Genomic DNA, 6,351 nt, shown 5'->3' on the forward strand with positions numbered 1-6,351 from the left:
AAAATCAGAGGCTCAAAGTTTAGCTAAACCAGTGCCCTGGGCCGGCATGTGGCCGGCATTTGATGGGGTCTGCAACAATGGGTGAACGCCATGAGAAAACGGCTCAGCGAGGCGCAATTCCAGGCCTGCATCCGCGGTCTGGACGTGGGCGCGCAAACCCTGCAGATCGCCCATGGTGTGCTGGTGTGCGGGCAGACGCAGGCGTCCTTCGTCCAGGCCTTGGGCTTGAGCAAGGGGGCGGTGTCGCAGGCCGTGCATAGAGTCTGGCGCGTGTTCGCGCGCAGCAATATTCCGCCAGGGTATGAACGCGTGTCTGCCGTGCTGCCGCAGCACCAGGCATTCATCGTCAAGAAATGGGCCGAGGACGCACAGGCCAGGAACAACGGATCAAAAATATGAAGACCTTGGTCGTAGCACAGCAAAAAGGCGGTGTGGGAAAGACGTCAAGTGTGGTGCACTTGGCGTTTGATTTTCTGGAGCGCGGCCTGAGCGTGGCCGTGATCGATCTCGACACCCAGGCCAATGCGTCCTACACCCTGGGCCAGTACAAGATCGAGGCCAGGGCCAGCCAGCTGTTCGGCCCGGTGCCGGCCGATCGCTGGCAGCAGGCGGCCCAGGCGCAGGAAGATGGTCCGCGCCTGGTGCTGATCGAGGCCGACCCCGAGCTGGCCAACGCCGTGTTCCTGCCCTTGCCCAAGGCCAAGAAGAATATGAAGGCCAATATCGAGGCGCTGGCCGAACAGGGCTTCGACATCTGCCTGATCGATACCGCGCCCGGTCTGGGCGTGGCCCTGGTCGCCGCGCTGTATGCGGCCGACTGCGTGCTGTCGCCTATCGAACTCGAGGCCTACAGCATCCAGGGCATCAAGATGATGCTCACGACCATCATGAACGTGCGCAAGGAAAACAAGAGCCTGCAGTTCCTGGGCATGGTGCCGTCCAAGGTCGATGCGCGAAATCCGCGCCATGTGCGCCACCTGGCCGAGCTCAAGGCGGCCTACCCCCAATTGATTGTTCCGGTCAGCATCGGCCTGCGCAGCAGCATCGCGGATGCGCTGGCCTCTGGTGTTCCGGTCTGGAAGATTCGCAAGACCGCGGCCCGCAAGGCCACGCAGGAAGTGCGTGGCCTGGCCGCCTATGTCTTTGACAAAATGGAGATTGCGCAATGACAGTTGCAGCGAAGAAGCAAAAATTTTCCTACGTTCCTGCCGCCAAGAAACCGGCGGGCCCGGTGATGGGCGGCCTGGGGCTGGAGGAAATGGGCGACCTGTCGGCGCTGCTCGCGGGCCCCGAAGCCGTGGTTCAAGGCGGCGGCCCGCTGGCCCTGGAGATGGCGCTGATCGATGAAGATCCGCACCAGCCACGCACCAAGGACAACCCGGGCTTTTCCGACCACAGCCTCGAAGAGCTCGCGGCATCGATCCAGCTGCGCGGCGTCAAGACGCCGATTTCGGTGCGCGAGAACCCCGACGTCGACGGCCGCTACATCATCAACCATGGCGCACGCCGGTTTCGCGGCTCGCAGCGCGCGGGCCTGGTCACGATTCCGGGCTTCATCGACAACGACTACAACGAAGCCGATCAGGTTGTCGAGAACCTGCAGCGCAATGAACTGACGGCGCGTGAAATTGCCGACTTCATCGGCCGCGAACTCGCCAAGGGCATCAAGAAAGGCGATATCGCCAAGGCCATCAGCAAGTCGCCGGCCTTCATTTCGCAGCATGTGACGCTGCTCGATCTGCCCGAGCCGCTGGCCCAGGTGTTCAACACCGGCCGCGTGCGCGATGTGACCGTGGTCAATGAACTGATGACCGCGTACAAGAAGACGCCGCAGGACGTGACGGCCTGGCTCGGTGATGCCAACCAGGAAATCACGCGCGGCTCGGTCAAGCTGCTGCGCGAGTTTCTCGATGTGAAGAGCCAAGCGCAGCCCAGCCCCGTGCCGGCCGCGAAAACCGCTGCTCCGGCGGTGCTGCCACCGGCTATGGCGCCCCCGGCAAAGTCCGGCAAGGCGGCGGCAGCGGTCGATTCGCTGCGCAATGCCGTGGTCCATGTGCTGCACAACCAGCGCGCCGCGCGCCTGATGCTCGAGCGCCGCCCGGCCTCCAAGGGCCTGGCCTGGTTGAAGTACAACGACGACGGCCAGGAAATCGAAGCCAGCCTGAAGAGCGTCACGCTGGTCGCCTTGCTCGAAGGCCAGGCATAAGGCCACGCGCGACGGGGCGCTTGCGCAGGCCCTGGCGTGCAGCAGGGCCGCTGCAGGCTGCGCGGAAAAAAAGATGCGTTGACGGTGGAACTTTGCCCGCCAGGGCGTTACTCAGGTGACGTACTGATTTGTCAAGGGATCACCTATGTTTGCGCCCTATCAAGATCTTCTGTCTGCGCTGGCAGAAGAAGTTGGTCTAGAGGCGTCATCGCTGATTTCCTCGCAAGAGATTGTCATCGATGACCTGCCCATTTCCCTGAAGCTCGAAGGTGAAGGTGAGCAGGCGCAGCTGTGCCTGTGCTGCCTGCTTGGCATTCCCAGCGAGGGCCGCTGGGCCCTGGCCATTCGCACCATGCTGCAAGCCAACCACCTCTGGACCGGTACCAGTGGCGCGACCTTGGGCATGCTGGAAAACCACACGGTCAGCCTGAGCGTGCGCCGGCTGCTGAGCGAGCTCGATGCCGATCGACTGGCGGTCTTGCTCGCCAAAACCGCAGACATCGGTCTGGCCTGGCAGGACTTCATCACCCAGGACCAGACCATTGCTGTGCTGCCGGAATTCTTCCACGATGCGCCCCACGTACCCGTTTGAGCCAACCCAACTGCAATCGTGTGCCGATGCGTGCTGCGAATCCCCCGTTGTCTAGGGACCTGTCAAGGCGCCCGCGCAGGCCGGCGGGCCGGCGGCTCAGGCCCTGACCCACCGCGGCGGCCTGGCCAATCGCCAGATCGCCGTGGGCTCGGGCGCACACAGAGCGCGCGCGAATACCGCGGTCTCGGTGCGTGGTGCGATTCTGGCCAAGGTATCCGATGCGCTGCAGGCCAGCGTACACATATCCACGATCTTGGGCCGAAAAAAGCCATTGCGGGCCGGGTGCACGCGGGCCTGGCAATATTGCCTGCGCGCTGGCATATAGAAGAGGCGTGAGAACCGGCGGCGCTTGGCCTGCAATCGGCGCGGCCATCCAGAAAAAATCGCGCCCATTAACGCGCCCCCCATTCAAACCCCGCTATCGCTGGCCGCAGAAACCTCGCCCCTTCCCTTGAATGGCGCGGGTAATGAACGGCCCGCCGTTACTGCAAGGTGTTCTTGTGGATCGTGCCGTCTTTCATGATCAGATGCAGGTTTTTCTCGGGATCGGCGAGAAAATCCAGATTGGCGGCGGGGTCGCCGTCGGCAATCAGGAGATCCGCCCAGGCGCCTTTCACGATGCGGCCCAGCACGCCGGGATAAGGGTTGCGCGCGCCTGACAATGCCAGCAGTTCGCCATTGGTGCCCGTGGCCTGGCCCAGAAGCGTCAATGGGTCATAAAAGCGCGTGAGCTTGGCAAGCTGTCGGCCCTGGGTCGCGGTGTTTTTCGGGTTGAACAATATATCGGTGCCCCAGCCGGTCTTGATGCCGTATTTCTGCGCCAGGGCATAGGCTTTTTGCGTGCCTTCGGACACCTGCTGCTGGCTGGCGCGCTGTCCCGGGTCCGCATAGACATTGCTGTCTGCATCCTGCAGGAACGGCTGCAGGCTCCACCACACGCCTTCATCGCGCATCATGCGCACGCTGGCCTCGTCGGCCAGCTGTCCATGCTCTATGCATTTCACGCCCGCGCGTATGGCGCGCTGTATTCCCTTGGGGGAGTACACATGCGTCATCACATAGGTGTTCCAGTCGCCCGCAGCTTCCACCCCGGCGCGCAATTCGCGTTCGGAAAACTGCGTGCTGTCGAGCGGGTCATACAGGGACGCCACGCCGCCGCCGGCGAGCATCTTGATCTGCACCGCGCCCAGCATCAACTGCTCGCGCACCCGGCGCAGCACTTCGGCCTCGCCATCGGCGATCATCGCCACGCCCATGTTCTCGATCAGGCTCAGCGGTGCGTTGCCGGCCCGGGGCACATCGCTGCGCAGACGGAAGTCGCCATGGCCCGAAGTCTGGGAAATCATCGCGCCGCTGGCGAAGATGCGCGGACCTGCGACCAGGCCTTCATCGATAGCGCGCTTGAGGGCAAATGAAGGGCCACCGGCATCTCGCACCGAAGTGAATCCTCGCATCAGGGTGCGTTGGGCTTCCTGGGCCGCGACCAGATAGAGGTAGCCCAGGTCGGCCGTGGCCGCGGAAAGTTGCGAGATCGACGCCAGCATGGTGTGCCAATGGGTGTCGATCAGGCCTGGCAGAACCAGCTTGCCGCGGCAGTCGATCACCTGCGCGTTCTCCACCGTCGCTTGCGCGGGCAGCAGTTCGGCAATGCGCTGGCCCTGGATCAACACCTGCAGGCCTTCGCGCACGGACTGGCCCGAGCCGTCGAACAGGCGCAGATTGCGCAGCAGCAGCGGGCGCTGGGCTTGGAGCGCCGGCGTCTGCGCGGCCACCTGGGGCAAGGCAAAAGGCGCTAGCAGTGCGGCCGTCCCGCCCAGGAATTGGCGGCGCGACAGGTCTTGCGTGATTCGCTGGTGCAGGCGCTGGCACATGTCGCTGCTGCAGGCACAGCCTCTGGCGCGGATAGGTCCGAAGCGCCATGGAAATGGGGAGGAGGAATCAGCCATGAACATCGTCCGGGCAAAGGCGGATGGCGGGCGAGAAGCTTCGCCTGCGAAATGAATGAGTGAATATCGCAGCCTATTTAAGGCCGCTGATTTTCCAGTGGCCGTTGGCCTGCTGACAGAACAGCACGTTCCAGGCGTTTGCGTTACGGCCCTGGCTCACCTGGCCCGTCAGCTGACGGCATTGGCCCGCAGACTGGGTCTGTATTCTGGCACTGGGCGTGAGCACCACCTTGACCGCAGGCTTGCCGGCGCGCGCGCTGCTGCTCCATTCGGTCGCGGTATCGGCCGCGCCTTCATTGAGGGTCTTGCCGACGAACGATTTGAAATCAGGCACATCCTTGGCCGGGATATGAATCAGCACCGATTGATCGAGCAGCACAAACGGTATGGCCTGGGCCTGGGCGCCTGCCGACAACAGCAACAAGGAGGCAGCGCAGGCTGCGGCTTGAATAATGGTGGTATGCATGTGAAATACAGTGTTACATGGAATCTTCGCAGGCGCAAATCACGTTCTGGATAATATGGGTTATTGCTTTTCAGTGACGTGACACGGACGCGGTTTCTCTGCACGGGTCGAAAATAATCCGCCCAAACCATTTATGAAATGCAATGTTATTTACCTGGGATAGTGTGTTTCTATCCGCAGTGGGGTGAATTTTCCCTCTTCATTTACCGCCATGCGTTGCAATATTCCGGTCTTCGCCGGCAATAACGCTGCGCTGCCTGCGCTTACCATGGGCTTGCAGGCGCGCGGTGTTCGCCTGCACATTCTTGCAAGGTGAACCGAATGTCGAAAAGCGTCTATCTGGCCGGGCCCGAAGTTTTCTATCCCGAGGCGCGCGCGCATGGCCAGCGCATGCAGAAGGTGTGCCGAGATGCGGGCTTTGTCGGCTTGTTTCCACTCGATGCGGAAATTTCGGCGCTGCCCCAGGGGCAGTCGCTGGCCATCTACCAGGCCAACCGCGAACTCATTGACCGCGCCGATGCGGTGGTCGCGAACCTGCGCGATTTTCGCGGCTTCGAGCCCGACAGCGGCACGGTATGGGAAGTCTCGTACGCGCTGGCGCGCGGCAAGCCCGTCGTGGGCTACTGCCCCACGGCGGCGACCATCGTGCAGCGTGTGCAGTCCAGCCCCCATGGCCGGCTGTTCGATGCGCAAAGCGCCGTGGAGGATTTCGGTCTGCCGCTGAACCTGATGCTGGCCCACAGCCTCACGGCGATCGCCTATGGCAGCGAGCAGGATTTTCTGGGCTTGAAAGCGGCGCTGGCGCGATTGCGCGCGCTGGAAAATTTTAGCGGCTAAAAAAAGCCGTCAAACCATATCTGACGGTGCGAAGCTCAGCCGTACTTCCAGGCCCGTGCTGCCATCGGCCAAAGGCGAGCGCAGCTCCAGTGCCGCCCCATGCTTGAGCGCGATCGAGCCGACGATGGACATGCCCAGGCCATAGCCCAGGCGCTGGCTGTCGGCGCGCACATGGCGCTCCAGGATGTGCGGCAGCTGCGCGGTGGGCACGCCCGCGCCATGGTCGCGCACCACGAGCGCGGCAACCGGCGTGCGCTCCACGCTGAGTTCGACCGCGGCGTTGGTATGCGTCAGCGCGTTGTCC

8 protein-coding genes are annotated in these 6,351 nt (G+C 62.9%); 5 read left to right on the top strand and 3 right to left on the bottom strand.

The annotated features are described in order from the left end of the window. The first annotated feature begins 90 nt into the window (after window positions 1-90). The 4 genes from KHY18_RS21785 to KHY18_RS21800 all read left to right on the top strand — a co-directional run bounded on the left by KHY18_RS21785 (window position 91) and on the right by KHY18_RS21800 (window position 2,798). The gene (locus KHY18_RS21785) at window positions 91-399 is read left to right on the top strand and encodes a transcriptional regulator KorA (RefSeq protein ID WP_213304832.1); all 309 of its coding nucleotides are present in this window, start codon (window positions 91-93) and stop codon (window positions 397-399) included. After that, window positions 396-1,169, top strand: coding sequence for a ParA family protein (locus tag KHY18_RS21790; protein ID WP_213304835.1), 774 nt, complete (start codon window positions 396-398; stop codon window positions 1,167-1,169). The genes KHY18_RS21785 and KHY18_RS21790 overlap by 4 nt, the downstream gene beginning before the upstream one ends. Next, a complete protein-coding gene (locus tag KHY18_RS21795; RefSeq protein WP_213304838.1) occupies window positions 1,166-2,206 on the top strand; it encodes a transcriptional repressor gene korB in 1,041 nt (346 codons plus the stop codon). Before KHY18_RS21790 ends, KHY18_RS21795 begins: the two co-directional genes overlap by 4 nt. A 145-nt stretch (window positions 2,207-2,351) precedes the next feature. Next, window positions 2,352-2,798, top strand: coding sequence for a CesT family type III secretion system chaperone (locus KHY18_RS21800; RefSeq protein ID WP_213304841.1), 447 nt, complete (start codon window positions 2,352-2,354; stop codon window positions 2,796-2,798). A gap of 482 nt (window positions 2,799-3,280) precedes the next feature. Here KHY18_RS21800 and KHY18_RS21805 read toward each other — a convergent pair whose 3' ends face one another. Both KHY18_RS21805 and KHY18_RS21810 read right to left on the bottom strand, forming a co-directional pair. Beyond that, window positions 3,281-4,669, bottom strand: a complete 1,389-nt coding sequence (locus KHY18_RS21805; protein WP_249729295.1) for a metal-dependent hydrolase family protein — start codon at window positions 4,667-4,669, stop codon at window positions 3,281-3,283. Between the two features lie 148 nt (window positions 4,670-4,817). After that, window positions 4,818-5,210 (bottom strand): hypothetical protein, encoded by a 393-nt coding sequence (locus tag KHY18_RS21810; RefSeq protein WP_213304845.1) that lies wholly within the window; start codon window positions 5,208-5,210, stop codon window positions 4,818-4,820. A gap of 321 nt (window positions 5,211-5,531) precedes the next feature. Between KHY18_RS21810 and KHY18_RS21815 the strand changes: the two genes are divergently transcribed. Next, the gene (locus tag KHY18_RS21815) at window positions 5,532-6,047 is read left to right on the top strand and encodes a nucleoside 2-deoxyribosyltransferase (protein WP_213304847.1); all 516 of its coding nucleotides are present in this window, start codon (window positions 5,532-5,534) and stop codon (window positions 6,045-6,047) included. 9 nt (window positions 6,048-6,056) lie between these two features. Here the strand turns inward: KHY18_RS21815 and KHY18_RS21820 are convergent. Continuing rightward, the coding region (locus KHY18_RS21820) for an ATP-binding protein (RefSeq protein WP_213304849.1) at window positions 6,057-6,351 on the bottom strand (295 nt) is incomplete at its 5' end.

The organism is Acidovorax sp. CCYZU-2555 (assembly GCF_018413525.1).
Lineage (GTDB): Bacteria > Pseudomonadota > Gammaproteobacteria > Burkholderiales > Burkholderiaceae_C > Comamonas.